The sequence below is a fragment of the Echinicola shivajiensis genome, from assembly GCF_018642165.1.
Lineage (GTDB): Bacteria > Bacteroidota > Bacteroidia > Cytophagales > Cyclobacteriaceae > Echinicola > Echinicola shivajiensis.
The window spans coordinates 381,205-401,145 of the sequence record NZ_JAHHZM010000004.1 but is presented as its reverse complement, the minus strand read 5'-3'; the positions used below and the strand labels follow the sequence as shown (position 1 = coordinate 401,145).

At 40.1% G+C, this 19,941-nt stretch carries 15 protein-coding genes; 11 read left to right on the top strand and 4 right to left on the bottom strand.

Annotated features, from left to right (window positions below; genetic code table 11):
• Positions 1 to 25 precede the first annotated feature (25 nt).
• Both porU2 and KMW37_RS10110 read right to left on the bottom strand, forming a co-directional pair.
• The gene (porU2, locus tag KMW37_RS10115; protein ID WP_215224495.1) at positions 26 to 5,053 is read right to left on the bottom strand and encodes a putative type IX secretion system sortase PorU2; all 5,028 of its coding nucleotides are present in this window, start codon (positions 5,051 to 5,053) and stop codon (positions 26 to 28) included.
• A 10-nt stretch (positions 5,054 to 5,063) separates the two neighbouring features.
• The gene (locus KMW37_RS10110; protein ID WP_246581437.1) at positions 5,064 to 6,152 is read right to left on the bottom strand and encodes a putative type IX sorting system protein PorV2; all 1,089 of its coding nucleotides are present in this window, start codon (positions 6,150 to 6,152) and stop codon (positions 5,064 to 5,066) included.
• A gap of 452 nt (positions 6,153 to 6,604) precedes the next feature.
• Between KMW37_RS10110 and KMW37_RS10105 the strand changes: the two genes are divergently transcribed.
• From KMW37_RS10105 to KMW37_RS10065, 9 genes are all read left to right on the top strand, one after another.
• A complete protein-coding gene (locus tag KMW37_RS10105) occupies positions 6,605 to 6,934 on the top strand; it encodes a PadR family transcriptional regulator (RefSeq protein WP_186754306.1) in 330 nt (109 codons plus the stop codon).
• A gap of 4 nt (positions 6,935 to 6,938) precedes the next feature.
• A complete protein-coding gene (locus tag KMW37_RS10100) occupies positions 6,939 to 8,852 on the top strand; it encodes a PspC domain-containing protein (RefSeq protein WP_215224493.1) in 1,914 nt (637 codons plus the stop codon).
• 105 nt (positions 8,853 to 8,957) lie between these two features.
• Positions 8,958 to 10,358: an MBL fold metallo-hydrolase RNA specificity domain-containing protein gene (locus KMW37_RS10095; RefSeq protein WP_215224492.1), complete on the top strand. Its 1,401-nt coding sequence runs from the start codon at positions 8,958 to 8,960 to the stop codon at positions 10,356 to 10,358.
• Between the two features lie 64 nt (positions 10,359 to 10,422).
• Entirely contained in the window at positions 10,423 to 10,905 is a 483-nt protein-coding gene (locus KMW37_RS10090; protein WP_215224491.1) for a carboxypeptidase-like regulatory domain-containing protein, read from the top strand.
• 329 nt (positions 10,906 to 11,234) lie between these two features.
• A complete protein-coding gene (locus KMW37_RS10085) occupies positions 11,235 to 11,804 on the top strand; it encodes an RNA polymerase sigma factor (RefSeq protein WP_215224490.1) in 570 nt (189 codons plus the stop codon).
• Positions 11,797 to 12,600 (top strand): hypothetical protein, encoded by an 804-nt coding sequence (locus tag KMW37_RS10080; RefSeq protein ID WP_215224489.1) that lies wholly within the window; start codon positions 11,797 to 11,799, stop codon positions 12,598 to 12,600. Before KMW37_RS10085 ends, KMW37_RS10080 begins: the two co-directional genes overlap by 8 nt.
• 24 nt (positions 12,601 to 12,624) lie before the next feature.
• Entirely contained in the window at positions 12,625 to 13,641 is a 1,017-nt protein-coding gene (locus KMW37_RS10075; protein WP_215224488.1) for an outer membrane beta-barrel protein, read from the top strand.
• A gap of 26 nt (positions 13,642 to 13,667) precedes the next feature.
• Positions 13,668 to 14,462, top strand: a complete 795-nt coding sequence (locus tag KMW37_RS10070; protein ID WP_215224487.1) for a porin family protein — start codon at positions 13,668 to 13,670, stop codon at positions 14,460 to 14,462.
• A 227-nt stretch (positions 14,463 to 14,689) separates the two neighbouring features.
• Positions 14,690 to 15,613: a DUF4097 domain-containing protein gene (locus KMW37_RS10065; protein WP_215224486.1), complete on the top strand. Its 924-nt coding sequence runs from the start codon at positions 14,690 to 14,692 to the stop codon at positions 15,611 to 15,613.
• 41 nt (positions 15,614 to 15,654) lie between these two features.
• Here KMW37_RS10065 and KMW37_RS10060 read toward each other — a convergent pair whose 3' ends face one another.
• A complete protein-coding gene (locus tag KMW37_RS10060; protein ID WP_215224485.1) occupies positions 15,655 to 16,134 on the bottom strand; it encodes a hypothetical protein in 480 nt (159 codons plus the stop codon).
• An 11-nt stretch (positions 16,135 to 16,145) separates the two neighbouring features.
• Positions 16,146 to 17,255, bottom strand: a complete 1,110-nt coding sequence (locus KMW37_RS10055; RefSeq protein WP_215224484.1) for a ferredoxin--NADP reductase — start codon at positions 17,253 to 17,255, stop codon at positions 16,146 to 16,148.
• A 298-nt stretch (positions 17,256 to 17,553) separates the two neighbouring features.
• Between KMW37_RS10055 and KMW37_RS10050 the strand changes: the two genes are divergently transcribed.
• Together KMW37_RS10050 and purB are read left to right on the top strand one after the other, a co-directional pair.
• On the top strand, positions 17,554 to 18,303 hold the full coding sequence (locus KMW37_RS10050) for a DUF4397 domain-containing protein (RefSeq protein WP_215224483.1): 750 nt from the start codon (positions 17,554 to 17,556) through the stop codon (positions 18,301 to 18,303).
• A gap of 156 nt (positions 18,304 to 18,459) precedes the next feature.
• Positions 18,460 to 19,803 (top strand): adenylosuccinate lyase, encoded by a 1,344-nt coding sequence (gene purB, locus KMW37_RS10045; protein WP_215224482.1) that lies wholly within the window; start codon positions 18,460 to 18,462, stop codon positions 19,801 to 19,803.
• The last annotated feature ends 138 nt before the right edge of the window (positions 19,804 to 19,941 follow it).

Genomic DNA, 19,941 nt, shown 5'->3' with positions numbered 1-19,941 from the left:
TTTATCAATACTCCAGACTCAAAGACTACCTCAACAAATACATCTTGCCATAGCCCTTCTTGAATGCCTTATCCCCGGCAGTGGACCTATGCTCCACAAATTGCCCGTCTTTCCTGACAAGCACACGGTAAATATAGACCCCATTGGCCAATTGATCGCCAAACTCATCCTTGCCATCCCAAGCATACTCAGAGATATTATTTCCTATCTTAATTGGACCGAGTTCTTCCTGTAGGATCTCCCGAACAACCTTACCGGTCACAGTCATTATTTGAATTTTGATTTGGTCTGGTGGAGCAATTCCTGTTACCGTAAATACAAAGCGCACGCTGGTACTAAAAGGATTAGGATATGGATAAAAGTGGGTGATGGTCGATTCGTTGATTACCTCAAAACTCACTTCATAAGGTTTTTCTCCTGCTTTATTACCAGATGCATCCACTGCATTTACCCTTAAGGTGTACATGCCATCTTCCAATGGCCCTGGCAAATACTCCAGTTTGAAATCTGTATTATCCGATTCCTCAAACCATTTTAACGCAGGATCGCTAAATGATATTCTTTTGAAATCACAGCCCTCACAGCTTCGCTTCAAATACACTTCCATACCTGTAGTATCCTGTTTTAGCAGGGCGCTATTATCATCTTTTACCAATGCCGTGATCATCACATTTGGTGAAACTATATCACCATCCATGATATAGGCTCCATCAAAGTTGACATCCAATACAGGGTTTTGATCATCCTTTTCCACTATAAAATAATCCGCCAAATCCAGCACATTATTTTTATAAGACTGCTCCAAATATTCCCTTGGATTGGCAAAAACATTCATGGAATTCTTACCTGGTTCACCCAAAGAAGTGAAGGTAATCTCAAAGGCATACCTTTCTCCTGCTTTTACTGCTGGAATCTTAAAGGATTCCTTTTTAACCGTATTATTGGTCTTGTTTTGTAGTCCATAGTCAACAGTAAGGGAATCAGTGAAATCATAATTGGAGATATTGACAAATTCAAACTTGACCGTAGCTTCCTCTCCTTCCTGCAGTTGGAATTCACTTTCTTTGGACTGCAAAATCAAGACGCCCTCAGGCACGCCTGTATAATTCACTTGCCATTTCCTCAACTGCTGAGGAATCTCAGTTTCTGAATCCTGCACTTCATATTTCAACCTCAAGTAAGGATAGGCATCTGCGTTGATATCTTGAATTCTAAGTTCTTCTTCCCTAATATTATCAAACAAAATTTCTTCATGTCCTTCCTTGGTCACCCCAATAACATCAAAAACAAAGTCCTCCACATCAATAGAAGTACCTGGAACCGTATTATTATAAAATGTATCCCAAGAGGAAGCTGGCCCTATTCTGGAAGCGGCTACAGTTCCCTGGTCATAAAAACCCTTCATCTGTGTTTTAAAAGTAATGACCTGTTCATCTGCCGGCAATGCTGCACTCTTATCTGCCAAGATTTCCTGAGCTTCTCCTGGGCGCATCCCCTTTCTGCCAAATAAAATATAAGGCTCTCCGTTTTGCATATTTCTCAGAGTAGCTTCATTGGCACCGATTTCCTTCATCTTCAGGAAGGCCTCATCAGGCCAGTTTTCAAAATCAACCGCTCCCACAGAGAATATAATGACATAATCTCCTTCTTTTAGGCCTTCTATATAATCCAAAAGCATGGTTTGACCTTCTCCTGTAATCCAGGAATTTCGAATATTTTGAATAATCTGCGGAGTTTTCCCGCAGCTCTTTCCATCCAACACATCAAAATTGGTCAAGGGCACCACCAAATAAGGAGCCAGACTCCTTTGGTCAAAGGCCATTAGACCAAAGGAGCCATTGGTACACCTTCTCAGATTCATGTCGATATTATAGGCTGTCCCGTTCAGCTCGATCTGCACCTGACCATAACTTAACCCTTCTGTTTGAGATCCGAAGGTCATCACATTCATATCCACCTTTGTCCCTTGATATCTCCACTGTCCCGCCTGCTGGTCCAAGTCCATATTATCGATTTGGTTTTCTCCTAGCTGTGCAAATTCCCTTTGAATCCATCCTTCAGGTCCATTAGGAATATAGGTAAAACTACTAGTAGTCCATTCGGCACTTTCCCCTTCACGGCTTTCCAAAAACTTGGTTCTCCAATAAAAAGTCACTGAATCTAAACCACTCACTTTATCCCCAATACTTTCTTTCCAAGTGGCTATATTTCTAGTTGTCACTCGGGATTCTTTTCGCCATGAGGAATTAAAATCAGGAGAAACATCCAATTGCATCACCAGCACCCGGTCCTCAGTGGACTTACCCGGCACTTGGGCAATCAGCTCCACCTGCTGTTGATGATGAATGGCGTAATTCAAAGGGCTTAAATTTTGGGTACCACTGGATTCAATAAACTTATTGATCACTATGGTATTATTGGCAAAGGTCATCTCTGGAACCGCCTTTTGGGAATTCACAGAAATGGTAAACACATTATCTCCTGCTGATACCAATCCAGTATTGGGGACAGTAAAATGCACTGTATCCCTATAATAAATTGGAGCAAGCTCCTCTGTATCAAATGGGATTACTGTCCCATCAGGAAGTGTCCTACTGATCTTAAAATCCACCGTATCTAAATCTACCCGACCAATATTTCTGACCACAAATGAAAGATCTATTGAATCCGTAAGGGAGTTAATGGCCTCCCCATTGAAATCCTGAAAAACCACTTCATTCTCATCCAAGGAATAATCCACCTTGTCTGCGGGAAAAAGTTTTACTGCCGGATCTCCCAACATGACCATTTGATTGGCATGGGCCTGATTAATGGCCGAAGTTCCATATCGCTTATAGAAATAATCCTCTACCTCGCACTTAATGGTTCCAATAGCTTTATAATTCAAGGAGGAATCCGCTAAAGTTTTCCTGTAAAAGGACTCTGAATATCTTCGCAAATACACATCAACACCTACACTGGCATGGGCCAAGAAGTTGGTAGCACCACGATCAGGTGTCAATATCCAATCCTCGCCAAAAGTATAAGCCCCACCAAAGGCATTACCTGCATCACAGCCATTCATTAGCAAAAAGGGATATCTTCCCTTATTGTCATAGCCCAATTCATCCACACTTACGAACCCTATATCGATATCTGTGGTAGAAGTGCCCGCATGCCCAAAAAAGGTCACCATACTGACACCTTCATTGACCTTGTCTGAAATATTAATAAGTTCAACAGGTGTATTTGAACGCTTTCTAAAGGTGGTAACATTTCCTCCATAAAAAACACTTTCGGCGATACTCTTAAAGCCGAGCAGAAAATTATAATATCTTTCAAGCTCAAAAGCTGATAAACCGCCACTCAAATGTATGATTTCCTTTTGCCAGGCTTCACTTACTCCCAAGGCATCCTTTTCCTTTACTTTTGCTAAATAGTCATTGACCTGTTCTGGCGTCCTTGCAGGAATCCTTCCAACACCAATGGTCTTCTTGAGAGGATCTTCCAGATCGAAACCAGTAACAAAGCGATTATCATTATAAGGGTAACCAAATGTGGGCACCAAATCCTGAATACTAAAAAGATCAGGTCTATCACGATAAAAATACCGCTCCCCTCCCGAGTTGACCGCATTATACATCCCATAGGCCCTACCTAAAAGCAACAAGAATTCTGGTTTATATTTGGCTGAAAACTGTCTTAAAAACTCCTTAATACCCAAAGGAGACTTTTCACCATAGTTAAACTGGTTATACAGCTCTTCGGCTGTAACGATCAAGGTATCATAGCCCCCACCTGCAGGAGAATGCCGGTAAGCGGCATAAGCTTTCACAGGATCAGTATTGATAGAAGTGGGCTGCCTTAGACTTGGATGGCTTAGAATAATATAATTGGCACTGCGGGCCATTAGATTCCTGAACTTTACTTTTTCCAGCACATTAGGTTCAATAGCATTCTTTTCAGGCTGAAATAAAATCTTTGCTTCACCTATATTCACTCCTGCAGGAAAACTACTAATCCCCGCTGATTCAACTTTTTCAAGGCGTATGGGCTGATATACATCGGAAACATCATAGGCCAAGTATTGATCTCCTTCATGGGGAAAGCTAACCTTACTTTCTCCCTGAGCTACCCAAATTGTACTTTCGCCCAGAGGAGCCGACTCCAGTTGCCTGTCATAAATAAGCTTGGCATAACTAATGGAAATATTATCAGAAGAGCCTGCTGTACCAACAGGAGTTGCACGAACCACAAACCTACCATCTGCGCCAATATCACTGAACAGCAAATCAGCCTCTAGCTTATAAATTTCAAATGGCCCAAAGCTCACGCTTTGCAAAAGTCTAAGATTATCGCTGTTTGGCCCCACCATTAGTGTTACCTCATGAGGAGCATCCGATCTACCCAAAAGCCCCAATTCCAACGTAACATTTGATGAATTGGCCAGACTGCCCAAATCTCTAAAACTTACATCAATATTACTGTTTCGGGTCACGGCCCTTCCTGACCAGCCCTGCCCTATATCATAAATCCCAAGGTGCATCCCAAGGGAGTAAGCTTGCCCCAATGCATATTGTTCTGCAAAAACTTGGCTTGCCTCAGTTCTGTAAGAATTGATTTCAGGGGCAAGGGGATTTATTGATCTATTAGGAACTCTTTTACCTGCTTGACCATTTGTAACAGTAAGGAAAAAAGCCGTTGCATCACTGTGGTTATTATAATAAGGATTGCCCATCTGATCAGGCTCTGGATATAATTTCACATCGGAGCTCCCATCATTCCTTTCTCCAATCAACTCTATATAATCCCCAGAATCAAATCGGCCATCGTCCTGTCCATAAACATATATGGCCACTTCTTTACCGCGATGAAAAACCTGAATATTTCTGGGGTCGATAGCATCGACATTCATACCTGATGCAGACAGCGTAGTATAACTTAGCCTGTAAACCCCATTGGTCTTTGTTTCTATTTTATAATAGGTTTGGGAAAAGTTTATCCATTCACTTTGTCCAAAAGCTACCTGAGTCCACCCCAGTAAAAGCATGAAAATTAGTACAACTTTATTCATTTATTAGCTTTTAATCCCAACCATTAAAAAGCCTGAACCCTTCACCCAAAGGCTCAAGACTCACCTTAAGACTAAACACATGTGAATAGGGTGTTTCTGACCCACCGCCTATATCCGTCAATGCATAGTCAATAGCAGCCTTTTCATTGATCAATACACCCAGACCAAAACTCGGTTTATAAGCAAGTGACTTCTTCCCATCAAAATCTCTTGTGTACTGGAAATTGCTGATTCCCCCACGCAAGTAGGCTATCTTTCTATACCCCATTTCCAAGCCAAATCTTGGATCTACACTCATCAAATCTGTTTGGATAAGCGTATTTCTACGCCCGTCAAAGGTCATATCCAAGTCCAAGGCTGCCTGCAAAGTGATCATATCTTGTATGTCCAATTCCCTGGACAAACTGATTATCGCCCTAGGCAAGGTTAGTTCTATGGTGTTGGTGGGTACTTCATTATTAGTACCTGCATATACCTCCCGTACCATTTCCGCATTATGCGACCAAGCATTGAAAGTCGTGGTGATATCTTTCAACATGATTCCCAGCCTCCATTCTTCCAAAAAAAACATTCCTCCTACATCAAAGCCAAAGCCCCAAGCCTTGGCAAACTTACCTACATTCCTATGAATGATTTTTGTATTAATCCCCGCCTTAAATACATCACTGATATCCCTTGCGTAAGAAATCATCAACGCATAATCTGCTGCATTGAAAAACTGGATATTATCATAATTGAGTGCGCCATTGGCATCATACAGAAAACGGGTATCGGGAATATCGTCCACCCCAAACCGGATCAGTGAAATCGCTATTTGGTTGTCTTCTTCAATATTGGTGGAAAAACCGGCATAATCGTATTTGGCAATGCCGGCAAAATACTCAGCATGCATGAGTGAGAATTCATATTTGTGCTGTATTCCCAAAAGGGCAGCAGGATTCCAGTAAGCGGCTGTAACATCCCTTGCGGCTGACACCTGTGCTCCACCCATTCCCAATGCCCTGGCCCCCACACCAATATTCATAAATTCATTGGAATACTTTGGGGTAATCCCCTGTGCTCTCCCTTCTACAATAGCCAAAAGTAATATCAGCCCCAAAAAACAATGCTGAAAACCTTTTTTTCTGTTTTTTTCCACCTATGCAAAGTAAAAAATAAATTAATATGAAACGAATCCCCCTTTTAAAATTCTGTTTGATATCATCAGCTCAGAACTGTTCACAACCGAACAAGTCATGTTCATTAGATATACACTTTAACGCAAGTCTGGAATAATAGAAAAAAATATTTTTTGACTCTAAAAATTTCCATCAATGTATTTTCAAAGGCCAAAAACCCCACTAAAACACTATTTAACAAACACTTACAACACAAACCATACATAAGAAGAATCCTTATTTAACAAGGAAATATGTATTACAAGGTAGCTTAGTTAACTTTGGTATTATTTTTCGGTATAGAAGAGAGAAGTTAAATGGATCATGCAAATCATGAGATAGCAATGGTTAATCATCAATCATTCTTGTTTCATCTTTATAAAAATCAGAATAGATGAAAGCATCAAACACCCAAGTACAAATGCGCAAAGGAATTTTAGAATTCTGCATACTACATATCATATCCAGAGGGGAGGTTTACGCCTCTGACATGATAGAAGAACTAACAGAGGCTAAGCTGATAGTGGTAGAAGGCACCCTTTACCCATTGCTTAACAGGCTAAAAACAGCTGCTTTGGTTTCCTATAAATGGGTAGAATCAGAGTCCGGGCCACCAAGAAAGTATTACTCGATTACCCCTGAAGGAAGCGAGTTTCTTGGCAAGCTAAATGAAACCTGGCTTGACCTGGTTCAATCTACCACATTAATCACTTCCAAAAATTAAGATCATGAAAAAAACTATCAGCATAAATATCAGCGGTATCCTTTTTCATATCGAGGAGGATGGCTATGACAACTTGAAGAAATACCTGGAGTCGATCAACAAGCACTTCTCGCATTATGAGGACAACCAGGAAATCATCAAGGATATAGAAAACCGAATTGCAGAAATATTCCTTTCTAATCTCAAAAACAATAAGCAGGTCATCACTGCTGAAAATGTGGACAAGCTCATTGAAAAAATGGGAACCATTGCGGATTTTAAAGCAGTGGAGGAAAGTGAACCTGAATTGGAAAACCAAAAGAGCTATGCTTCCAATGAAGAGGATGAAAGTGAATTTTACAAATACATCACTCCTCCTGAACCAGGAGCAGGCAAGGGCTATAAGAAACTGACTAGGCTGGAAAAAAGCAAGATTCTTGGCGGTGTCTGTGCAGGCCTTGCCAATTATCTGGCAATTGACCCTCTTTGGACCAGATTGGTAGCCATTCTTTTGTTGTTCAGTGGGAGGTTCTCCTTTAGCAATTTTGATTTCTTTCCTTGGGATTGGGACTTCTCAGTTTCCTTGGGCTGGTGGGCAGTATTGGCCTATATTGTTCTATGGGTAATTCTTCCTGTCTCTTATGAGGAACCGGAAGACAAGAAAATCAAGAAGCTCTACAGAAACCCTGATGACAGGGTGATTGGTGGAGTCTGCAGTGGTCTTGCCGCCTATTTCAATATAGAAGTCCTATGGGCCAGACTGGCATTTGTTGGATTAATATTTGCTGGCGGCGCCGGTTTTGTGATCTACCTGATTCTATGGATAATTACCCCTCTGGCCAAGTCCATCACTGAGCGGATAAAGATGAAAGGTGGAGAAATTACACTGAGCAATATCGAAAGCACCATTATTCAGAACCGTCAGATTCCAGATGTCCCACCCACAACTGAAAGCCAAAAAGCTTGGTTGGCACCTTTCCGTTTTCTGGGCAAAATAATCGATACTCTGGGAAAGGCCTTGGGCCCCTTCGGAAAGTTCATTCTTGACGTAATCCGAGTGGTTTTCGGGCTGATCATATTCTTTATCGGTCTGATCATCACACTGACACCACTGGCTTTTCTAGGGGCCTACTTCGAATTCTTTACCAATGAAAGTTTCAGGCATTTAATTGATAACGTGCCTGTAGAATTGATCTCTGAGTTGGCTCCCGTTTGGTTGGCCATCGCAGCAAGTACCGTAGTGTTGATCCCTGGAATAGTTATCACGCTTTTGGGAATCAGTGTACTGATAAGAAGGAGCTTGATAGATTCCAGATTTGGGCTGGTAACCTTTGGTATCTGGCTACTCAGCATAATGATTTGTGCTTTCCAAATTCCAAAAACTATTGTACAGTTCAAGAGTGAGGGGACCTATTCATTAGAGACAAAACTCGACCTGCCAAACAGTGTATGGCTTATTGGTGCCAATGATGATGAAATGGACCTTAACGAGCTGGACCTGGTTCATGTGGAGCTAAAAGGCACTAAGGATAGCATTGCTTATCTTTCCCAAGAATTTAGATCACAGGGTAGAAGCAAGCAGGAAGCGAACCAGAACGCCAAGGATATCGAATACCATTATAATGTCCAGGATTCTACTATCAGCTTTAACAGGTCCTTGGAGTTTTCTTCTATGGCCAAATTTAGAGGGCAAAATTTATGGCAAACGCTTTACATCCCCTATAACCAGCCCTTCATCATGGAGAAGTCAATAATATCAATGATACGCAACACCGTTTATGCCAATGGTTACAAACTAAAGGATATCAATGATAAAAACTATTGGGTATTCAATGAAGAAGGCATGCTATGCCTGACCTGTGAAAGCGAACATAAAAACACACCAGCAGATAGTATCTCCAGGGAAACATTTAAACAGGAATTCTTTATGAATGAATAAACTTTATATGGGTCGATTTAATTTTTAGAAAAGCAAGGTAGGGGTCTACCTTGCTTTTTCTTTTTTGTCTGTTTTTTAGCTATCTTATATAAAGATATTAGCATTATGGATGTAAGGGTAAAATTTTTAGGTGGGGCGCAAACCGTAACAGGATCCCGGTTTTTATTGGAGATTGATGACAGCACTATTTTGGTAGACTGCGGCCTCTTTCAAGGCATCAAAGAAATACGGACAAGAAACTGGGATGATTTCCCCATAAGCCCCGAAAAAATAGACATGGTTTTGTTGACCCATGCCCATATTGACCATTCAGGTTATCTTCCAAAGTTAGTCAAGGAAGGTTTCAAGGGGCAGATCATACTGACAGAGCCTAGTTTAGACCTGGTCAAGATTCTCCTGATGGACGCAGGTAAACTTCAAGAGGAGGAAGCGGAATATGCCCAGAAAAAAGGATATTCAAGACATGAAAAGCCAGAACCCCTATATACCAAAGAAGATGCTGAAAATGTTTTTGGTCAGTTGCATCCGATTAAATTTGACACAGAAGTAAGTCTTACGGATAGGGTCACCCTAACAGCATATAATGCAGGTCATATTCTTGGTGCTGCCATTTTAAAACTCAAACTGCATGGGGATACACATAATAAAACAATTGTATTCTCAGGAGATCTTGGCAGGTATAATGATCCTATACTAAATCCCCCAATTGGAATTCCCAAGGCGGATATATTATTTATTGAATCCACCTATGGAAATCGGCTTCATGAAGAAAACACACCCGAATTAAATTTAGCTGAAGCAATCAATAACACTTACCAAAAAGGGGGCGTTTCAGTAATTCCCTCTTTTGCTGTTGGCAGGACACAGTTAATTCTTTACTACCTATTTAAGCTTCAGCAAAAAGGTAAAATCCCCCAAATCCCAATATATGTCGATAGTCCTATGGCCATAGACGTCACGAAACTTTATATGGATTATTTGCAATACCATAGGTTGGGACCTTCTTTACAGGAAGAAAATTCCAATCCTTTTTCTCATAAAAACCTGCATTATTTCCAAAGTCAGGAATCATCCATGTCTTTGAATCATTTCAGTGGAGATGCCATTATCATTTCCGCCAGCGGCATGGCTACTGGAGGCCGTATAGTTCACCACTTATACAACCGACTGCCCCATGAAAAAGATAGCTTTATCTTTGTCGGCTATCAGGCTGAAGGTACCAGAGGCAGAAAACTTTTGGAAGGAGAAAAGTACTCCCGTATGTATGGATTGGATGTAGAAGTAAAGGCCTCTATTTATTATATTGAAGGACTGAGCGCCCATGCCGATGAAAGTGAACTTTTGAAATGGACCGACTGCATCACGGAAAAACCCAAGATGACCTTTATCATTCACGGTGAAAAGGAATCTGCAGAAGCTTTTGCCCACACACTCAACCAAAATTATGGCTGGAACACCCTAGTTCCCAACTATCTTGAATCCTTTGAAATATTTCAGGGCATTTAGTAATAAAGGCATAATTTATGATGGCAGTAATTGAACTACCATTATTCTACACAACATAAAACACATGAAAACTAAGCAGATTTTAAGAACAATGGCCTATTCATTTTTAGCCTTTGGCCTAGCTTCATTTTTTTTCGGATGCAAGGCACAGAGAGTGGATACCCAGGGAATCATAGGCCAAGTATACTGGGTGGAAGGTAATTTAATGCCGACCATATCAGATGGTAATACCGTCCCCGAGAAACCTCCTAGGGAAAAGGTAAAAAGAAAAATAAGAATATATGAGCGTACCCATATCAATGAAGCAAAAATGGGAGACTTACTGTTTTCTGAAATAGAAACTCCTATGGTCGCAGAAATTGAGACTGAGGAAGATGGCAGTTTTGTTATTGGCCTTCCGCCGGGCACCTATTCCGTGTTCACGGTAGAAGAAGGTGGATATTTTGCCAATGTATTTGACCTAGACACCTTCATACAACCTGTGGAAGTGTTGGATGGAGAATGGTCAAATATGGAAATTCTCATCAATTATAAAGCGGCTTATTGATATTCATCCATAGCTATTTAGAAGAGCATTCCGATTTATTCAGGATGCTCTTTTTCTTTGCCCATCAGTTGAATCAGTTGCACATTTTAACCTGGATTATGAAGTAACGGACAGAAGAAACCATCAAAACAAAAAGAAAATCAACCAGTTACAACAATCCGCTAAAACTTTACTGCTTTTTTTCACTACTCCGTGCAACCCTTTTTGCGTAAATTGTATCTACCTTATTGAAACCCGCAGATTGAGTTTGTTCTTTCACAGGTACAAGTCACTATGCGGATTCCCTTAGACCTATATTAACAAACAATGTCGAAGGAATACCAAACATCATGTTTATAAGAAAAACTTTTACAACAGAAGCTGACATCATCAAAGGTTGCTTGAAGGGAAACAGAAATGCCCAAAAGCAACTGTATGATCAGTATGCTGGAAAGTTTTTGGTGATCTGCCGTCGCTATATTAAAGATCGGGACATGGCGGAAGACGTGATGATAGAAGGCTTTATGAAAATTTTTGATAAGCTTACTCAGTATGAGCACAAAGGCAGTTTTGAAGGCTGGATGAAACGCATAATGGTTACCCAGTCCCTACTGACCCTGAGGAAGAATCAAAAATTATCAATGGAAGTCCACCTAGAGCATGACTTGGTTTCCAGTAACACACAATATGAATTTGTGGACTTGGAAGCCAACGAACTTATGGAAATGATCGGAGAATTACCTATAGGCTATAAGACAGTATTTAACCTTTATGCGATTGAAGGTTATGCACATGCAGAAATCAGCGAGCTTTTGGGAATCACCGAAAATACTTCCAAATCGCAATTGAGCAGAGCAAGAGCCCTACTCAAACAGAAAATTGCCCAATTACAATTAAAAGAAAGGAGCATCAATGGATAATCAAAAACACCCAATAGATGAGCTATTTAGCACAAAGCTGAAACAGCACCAAGAAAGCCCCAGCAAATTGAGCTGGGAGAGATTAGATGCCCAACTAGGTCCTCAAAAAAAAACCAATAGACCATTTTGGATCAGCATCGCTGCTATGCTTATTGGGATATTTGTCCTTGCATTGCTTCTTTGGAGAATTGACTTTACTGACCATAATGAAAATACGCCAATGATGGCAGAGCAAAACCCTGTTATCAACCAAGAAATCCTTCCAAAAAACGATATCGACCCTCAGGAAGAAATCACGAAACCTGCAGAAAAAACAATACCGAAAACCGACTCAGTCAAAAAAACCAAAAAAGAAGAGGAGAACATTCAAGAGGATAAAAAACCTGAGATGAAAAATAATCCCTCACCTACTAAGCTAAACCAAAGAGATGAAAATTCTCCAGACAATTCCCTGGTAGCTGAGTCAAACCAAAGGCCTATTGAAAAGGCTCCTGAAATCACCATCAACAAAGGCCTGGAATTATCTGGAATGGGCAATGGGGGAATTAACATGAATGAACTGATTGCGGACAACAGCCTCAGTGAGGAAAAAGTTGAACCTGTGGCATATACCGTAAAAATCAAATCCAGTGGAATTTCAGAGAAACCCAAAAAAGAAAAACTGGTCACAGAAATAGGGGATAAAATCAATACCCTCGGAGGATTAATAGGCAAAGTGGATAAAGGATACGCAGACCTGCAGGATGCAAAAAACAACCTGTTTGCCTCATTGATCAGTAAGAAAGAGGAAAATTAAGCTAATACTTTAATTCAAATTAATATGAAAAGATATGTTTTAGCCATGATTTTTATGGCATTGGTGCAAACAGCTTTTGCTTTCAATGAAGGCAACCAGACTGCCAAGGACAGTATCATCGTAGAGTATGGACATTCAGGACGTATAGTTATCCTAGTAGACAATAAAGAGGATTTCGAAAAGCTAAAAGTCTTAGATGTAAACCAGATTATCCGTGAATTGGACTTAGAACTAGATGAGGAAACTGGAGAACTCACTGTGGTGGAAGTAGGTAAAGATGGTGAAGACAATAAAGAAATAGTTCGTGTGGAAGAACATGGTGCCGAGACGACTGTATCTGTGGGCAGATTAAAGGTCATTGTAGATGAGTCAGGGCCAAACACCAAAGTCCGGGTAGAAAAAAAGAAAAAAGTAGAGCCTCCTTTCCGGACATTCTTCAATTTTGATTCGGGTATCAACAATTACCTGGAAGACGGGAAGTTTCCCACTTCTGACAACCCATATGCAGTCAAAGGCTGGGGAAGCTGGAATGTGGGACTTAACTGGATGGCAAGTCAGCGAATATCCAAAGGTTTCTATTGGGAGTTTGGACTGGGCATGCAATGGTACAATTTCAAATTTGAAAACAGGGATTTTCAAGCCGTCAGAGGAGATGAAGGTATCGACTTTATCCAAAGGACTGATGTAGATGGATTTAAAAGTAAAATCAGTGCCTCCTATATCACTGCTATGACCTTGTTAAGACTGGACTTTGGCAGGATGAATGATAATGGACATAAAGGGATTAAAATAGCCGCAGGACCTTATTTTGGTTATCGCGTAGGAGGTAGAAGCAAATTTGTCTACAGAGAAATAGATGGTTCTGGAAGACAAAAAGACAAACTTAATACGGGGATATACCTGAATAATGTTCGCTACGGTGTTAGAGGAGAAATCGGAGTAGGCCGCATCACCTTCTTCTCCACCTATGACTTAAACGAACTGTTCCAAGACGATAAGGGCCCAGCACTTAACCCAATCACTTTTGGCCTTGTTTTTTAATACGAAAGAATAATACTGTTAAAATAATGAAAAAACTACTTTTATTTATTTGCCTTTCAGCCTGTATTCCAGCAATTTCCATCGCACAGGAAAGCGATGAAAAGGAAGTGGTGAAAGTGAAAAATTTTCGTCTTTTTGGAAACCAATGGATTTATGAAAAATATGCGGACAGATCCTGGACCATAAATACAGAAGGATGCAGCGATGTTTCTGTAGAAATAGATGGGGCAAAAAAGCGAAACTATGAAAAAAGATTCAACATAGACCTAGGGATCAATACCTGGGTAAATGATCCTTCCTCTCCTACTGTTAAAGCTTGGGGAAGCTGGAATGTCGGCTTGAATTATCAGCATGTTTATCCCCTAGGTAAACATTTCACATTTAATCCAGCCCTTGGCGTAAGTTGGTATAATTTCAAACTGGAGGACTCAGACCTCATCCCTCTCAAAACCAATGATGGGGTTGTTTTTGAACCTTTTGAAGATGGAGAGGGCACCAAATCCAAAACATCTTCTTCCTATGCAAATCTCAGCCTTATCCCTAGCTACCATAGCGAAAATGGAAAAATCAGAATTGGACTGGGGCCGTATATTGGGTATAGACTTGGTGGAAGAGGCAAATTCGTCTATGAAGATGAAGAAGGAAAATCCCATAAAAAATATGAGAAGTCTAATATGTTTAGCAGTAATCTCAGGTATGGTGGAAGATTGACCCTTGGAGTTGGGGAGATAGACTTCTACCTTAATTATGACCTCAACCCTGTATTCCAAACTGGAAAAGGGCCAGAGGTTAACGCACTTAGTTTTGGAATCATCCTTTAACCCGAAATATGTATTAGCTTTCCCATTAAAAGCTTAAAATGCTTCAAAATCAACCGCTTCGCTGTATTGAACTCATTTACCATAGCGGTGCCATGCTTCTTTCGTTGAATACTTGATTTTCTTGCATTTTAAACTCTCACGACGGATTCTAATGCATAGTCCGGGTTTAAACATGGATAAATAAACAACATATACCCAATGCTCCCTTGAACATAAACCATTAAACTATGAAAACTTCATTCCGCTATATTGGCGTCCTTATATTCCTTTTTGGAATTAGCCTAGGATACAGCCATGGCCAATCAAAAATCGAAAAGTCATTTGACAATATTGAAAAACTTGAAATCCAGGGAGGAAGCATTTCCTTAAGCTATGAAGGAAATACTTCCCAATCATCCATAAAAGTCACTGCCGATCTGGGCGATGATCAGAATGCAGACAAAAACTTGGTCTTTGTCACCGTAGGAAACACCCTTAAAATCTCTTACCAAAAAACAGGGAACTGGAATAACAACAACAATAAAAGATATATCCATATCACCGGCCCTGAAGTCATTGTGCTTAAAGCAGCCAACTCTTCTGGTAAAATGCATATAAAGGGTGTGGCTTCTGAACTTACTGAATTAACAGCGAGTTCAGGAATCATTCAAGTTGAAGACATCTCTGGTAATTTAAAATTAGCAGGCTCCTCAGGAAAAATAGAAGTTAACAGTGTGGAGGGAGACGTGGAATGCAACATGACCAGCGGAATGATGGACTTAGAATATATTAAAGGAAATACTTCTTTGAGCTCTAGTAGTGGTAGGATCACAGCCAAACATGTTGCGGGGGAATTAAATGTAAAAATCACCTCAGGAAGCGTAAGTATGGAAGATATTTCTACTTTAGGAAAACTGAAATTATCTTCCGGTATGATGAAGGCCAAAAAAGTTGGCTTTGGTCCCAACACCTCCTTTTCAGGTTCTTCAGGAATGTTCAATATCAAAGCCAATGCCTTGCTGGACAACTATAACTATGATCTCAATGCAGGCAGCGGAATGGTAAAAGTAGGTGACATGTCCTCAAGCGACCATTTGCACATCGATCATGGTGCAGACCATACCGTTAAAGGAAATATTGGATCAGGGATGATCACTATTGAAAAGTATTAATACCAAAAAAGGCATCAGAAATTGATTTCCGATGCCTTTTTCTATTCATCTCTTCTGCCAAACTCGGCAACAGTGGCTCTTTGCTCTCCTTTGAGCCTTAACAACCTAATAATTCTATCAGGAGTAGGTTTACCAAGAGACACAAAACCCAGTGTCAAAGCATATCCTACAGTAAATCCCGGATTTTCAAACAACAATAAACCTGCCCCACATAAAAGACCTGAAGCAAATAACAACCAAAACCTAATCATGGTAAGCTGCCCATATTTTCCCAACTTTACTTCAAGTGGCATATCTGGATTTCTCAATTTTTTCAGCCCCTTATTAAACTGTACAAATTGAACAACTAAAATCGCCCCTACTATTCCCAATCCAATGGCCTTTAGATTTTCTGGCATTTGAGGCAATTCCAATTCCATATTACTACTGGTCGTGTACAAATAGGCAAAAGCAAACACTGGCAACGGTATGGCGATAAGTATCAATACATTTCGCTCAAGCACCCTGAATTTTCTCTTCATCACTTCCAGCATCAGCCTATATCTACTTTAACATCCCCAGTAGTAGGATGGGAAACGCAACAAAGAATATAACCTGCTTCTTTTTCACTTTCGCTTAGTCCCGCATCCTGATCCATACTTACTTTACCGCTAACCAGCCTGCCCCTGCAAGCCGTACATAGACCACTTTGGCAACTATATGGCATATCATGTCCTTCATCCAGCCCTGCTTCGAGTATTGTCTTTCCAGCTGGCACTTCAAAACTATGCTCTTCCCCTTCAAGATTAATGACCACCTCTCTGGTCAGTGCAATATTGGCATTTTCTGCTTCATGATCTTTTTCTGCCTCTTCTGATGAGGAAGTATAAAAACTCTCCCTATGTATGTTATCATGAGGCACATTCATCTTCAACAATGCTTCCACACTCCCCTCCATCAATCCTTCAGGACCACAGAGAAAATAAATCTCTTTTTCCGCATCAGGATAATGTTTTTCCTCTAAAACATCAGCGATCATTTGCTCATTAAGCCTTCCTTTCAATCCTGACCAATTCTCCTTGGGCTGGGAAAGTGTGTGCACTACCTCTAATCGTCCTTCATATTTTTGCCCTAGTTCCTCTAACTGTCTGTCAAAAATAATCTGGTCTTCTGAACGGTTACAGTAAATCAAAGTGACCTTGGAAAAGGGCTCATTCACCAAAACGGACTTACTGATCCCAATAATTGGAGTGATCCCACTTCCACCGGCAATCATTACAAAGTGATTTCTATTTTTGGAATGGAAATCTGTAGTAAAGTGACCCAAAGGCTTCATCACTTCAATGGTCTTACCAGGCTTGATATTATCATATAAATAATTAGATACCAATCCCCCTTCTATTTTCTTCACAGTAATTCCTGGATGAGGATCCACATAAGGTGAGGTGCACAAACTGTATGACCTACGCTCCTCTTTACCATTGATATCTAAAATCAAGGTCAAAAACTGTCCAGGCTTATATTCCAAATAAGGCTCTGGCTGTTCAAAATATATGGTAATTGCCTCGGAAGTTTCTCTTACGACTTCCCTAACTTTCAATGACAAATACTGACTCCCTCTTTTCTTCTCTCCTTTATTCTTTTTAAATAAGCTAAATAACATTCCTTCTGCTGAGTTTATCTACTTCTATTAATCGTCCTCAAAATTAAGGTTGATTTTTTTAAAATCCCCTTATTCTCAATCTTTAAATCCCTATAAAAACATATTAATCAAAAAGATGTTCCCAAACCTGTATTAATAAGCCCAAAAATCAAGTTTTTTTCTCCCAGCCAGATACCAACTCATTGCTGATAAAATAAATACAAAAAAAATTATAGCAGCTGTAGCGTTTGCAGAAGCCCATACGTTTTGGGGAAAACAAAGAAAAAAGTAACAAAAAATAGATTAAACCAACAGGATTATGTTAACGCGAATTATGAATAGCAGACTGTTCAAAAATTGGAAAAAAAGTATAGGGCTTTTCTTATTGGCTGCTTCACCCCTATTGATCACTAGCTGCCTAGATGATGATGACGCAGATTACTATGATGGACCAGTTGCCTATGTAGCTTACTACCATGGCTCTCCAGAGACAGGAGCTGTTAGCATTTATGCTGATGGCAGACTTTATAACACCAATAATTTTGAGTACACCGATTACTTCAATTACGGACGTTATTTTACAGGAGAAAGAGAACTTTCCTTCAAAAGTCGAAATGCAGCCAACTCATTATTGGACACTACCGTGACCTTGACTGAGAATCAAGCTTATTCATTCTTCTTTATCGATGCCGCTGAGGACGATGACTCAGATATGAGTACTGTTGTTGCTGAGGACAATTGGAATGAACCAGAAGAAGGCAATGCTTTAATCAGACTGGTTCACCTATCACCAGATGCTCCAGCAGTTAATCTTACAGTTAATGAAAGCGACACGCCGTTATTTGCCAATGGAACCTATAAAGATGTCACTGAATTTGAAGCAATAGATGCGGACTTTACCAATTTGTCTTTAACAGATGCCAACTCCGGTGAAATATTATTGACTGCTGATGACTTAAACCTTCGTAGTCAAAGAGTTTACACCGTAATCGTGAGAGGATATGTCAACTCCTCAGAAACTGACAAAGGCCTAAACCTTCAAGTGATAAGAAATTATCCAAATTATTAATACCGACTATTACCGCACAATAGAAGGGGGTTCCATAAAGGAAATCCCCTTTTTTATTGCATTTCACCTCCTTTTGTTAAAAAAATTACAAATGAAAGGCTTTTACATTTTAATAAATTATTTTTGTGGCGTCATTCAAATCAAATAGAAATCATCATGAACTTAAATACGCTGACCGCAGTATCCTCTGTGGATGGAAGATACGGAAGCAAAACCGCTCCTTTGAGGGCTTATTTTTCTGAATATGCCTTGATCCTTTACAGGGTAAAGGTAGAAGTGGAATACTTCATCGCTCTTTGCGAAATGCCTTTGCCTCAGTTGAAGGGCATTTCTATGGATATCTTCCCAAAACTTCGCGCTATTGTGGACGATTTTTCTGAAGCCGATGCTGCTGCTATCAAGGAAATTGAAAAAACAACCAATCATGATGTTAAGGCAGTTGAATATTTCCTAAAAGAAAAGTTTGATCAATTGGGACTTGAAGAGCAAAAAGAATTTATTCACTTTGGTCTGACCTCTCAGGATATTAATAATACTGCCACTCCCCTTATGCTTAAAGAGGGACTAAATGAGGTAATGCTACCTGTTCTTGAAGAAGTGATGGCTAAGCTAAAAAGCCAAATAGCAGAATGGGGAAATATCTCGATGTTGGCTAAAACCCATGGCCAGCCTGCCTCACCAACCCGATTGGGCAAGGAATTCCAGGTGTTCTTGACAAGACTTGAAAACCAATTGGTACTATTGAACCAAGTACCTCATTCCGCTAAATTTGGTGGTGCTACAGGTAATATGAATGCCCACAAAGTAGCTTACCCTGATCAAGAATGGAATGTTTTTGCCAATAATTTCGTCAGCCAGTACCTTGGCTTGGAAAGAAGTTTCCCAACCACGCAAATTGAACATTACGACAATATTGCGGCCCTTTTTGACGGTTTGAAAAGAATCAACACCATCCTTTTGGATCTTTCTAAGGATGTTTGGCAATATGTCAGCATGAATTATTTCAAGCAAAAAATCAAAGCTGGGGAGGTAGGTTCTTCTGCTATGCCACATAAAGTAAATCCTATTGACTTTGAAAATGCAGAAGGCAACTTAGGTATTGCCAATGCACTTTTGGAACACCTAGCTGCCAAGCTACCGGTCAGCAGATTACAAAGAGACCTTACAGACAGTACTGTCTTGAGAGTGATCGGCGTTCCTTTGGCACATATGCTTATTGCATTTGAATCTTTGAAAAAGGGATTGGGTAAATTGGAGTTAAACCAAGCGGCTATTGATGCTGATCTGGAAGAAAACTGGGCTGTGGTAGCTGAAGCGATACAGACCGTATTAAGAAGAGAAGGTTATCCAAAACCATATGAAGCACTTAAGGACCTTACCAGAACCAACAGCAAAATCACTGAAGTTTCCATCAAGGAATTTATCGATACTTTAAATGTATCTAACGAGGTGAAAGCTGAACTGAAGGTGATCACTCCTTTCAACTACACTGGGATCTAAGTTTATCCAAACCATATATCATAAAAAGGCCAAAGCTCTAAAAGCCTTGGCTTTTTTATTCGATCCCATTAGATTTTTTGCTAGTTACTTTCAATTACTGACTAGGCGAGATCTTGACCTAAAAACAAAGTTTCTCAC